We start from the raw sequence: 961 nt of genomic DNA on the forward strand, positions 1-961 counted from the left end.
TTTCGTGACATCGCTCATCATCTTGATACATTACCAGATGAACCGGTGGAAGAGGTACAATCCTTTTACACAAGTTCACCGACACATTCTCATATCAAAGCCTCTACCCGTTCTCTAAATGCATATACCAGTATTTTAGGAGGTAGAGCATGATGAACAAGACCGTGCATGAATTACAAGACCAATTTCGTCAGCTACGTTTAGCAGAGACGGCGGAGGAGCTGCCGCAGCTTCTTCGCGAAGCTGAAAAATCATCATGGACCTACTTAGAATTTTTAGAATCTATCACTCGATATGAATTAGCCAAACGTGAAGCCAAAAGCCTCGAGAAAAGGATGAAATGGGCACGCTTCCCTTTCGTGAAGTCGCTAGACGAGTTTGAGCTGAAAGGCCAAAACGTTCTGACAGCCCGTCAGCTCTCCCAACTCCGAGAATTAAGCTGGCTAGAACAACAGTACAATTTAATTCTTCTTGGGCCACCTGGCATTGGAAAGACGTATATCGCCATTGGGCTTGGGCTCGAGGCTGTTTACAAAGGATTCAATGTTTATTTCGCTACAATGGGTGAACTTGTGCAGCTTCTAAAATCAGAAGAATACCTGAATAAATCTAAAGTTCAGCTCAAAAGAATTAGAAATGCCGATCTTGTGATTATTGATGATTTAATGTATATGGCCATGGATCAGAGAGAGGCAAACTTGTTTTTTCATTTAATTAATCATTTATACGAACGGAGTTCGATCATCCTGACCTCAAATAAAAGTCCAGATGAATGGGGTAATCTAATTGGAGATCAAGGGATCACGACAGCTATTTTAGATCGCTTACTTCATCGTGTGGAAGTAATCCATGGTGGTGAAAACGAGGAAAGTCATCGCATGAAAAACCGAAAAAGCATTTTTTCGGCAAAAGTGTAAAAAGGAAACGAGCAAAAAGTGTAAAATTCGACTTGACGTCTACA

At 41.2% G+C, this 961-nt stretch carries 1 protein-coding gene; it reads left to right on the forward strand.

Features of this window, described 5'->3' with window-relative positions; genetic code table 11:
- Window positions 1-152: 152 nt before the first annotated feature.
- On the forward strand, window positions 153-917 hold the full coding sequence (gene istB, locus AC3WTL_RS25655; RefSeq protein WP_071156330.1) for an IS21-like element IS643 family helper ATPase IstB: 765 nt from the start codon (window positions 153-155) through the stop codon (window positions 915-917).
- Window positions 918-961: the final 44 nt, after the last annotated feature.

The organism is Cytobacillus sp. EB106-05-05-XG126 (assembly GCF_058791715.1).

Excerpts from the sequence above, each read along its gene's own strand:
- istB (WP_071156330.1), top strand. The coding sequence starts at position 153 with ATGAACAAGACCGTGCATGAATTACAAGACCAATTTCGTCAGCTACGT.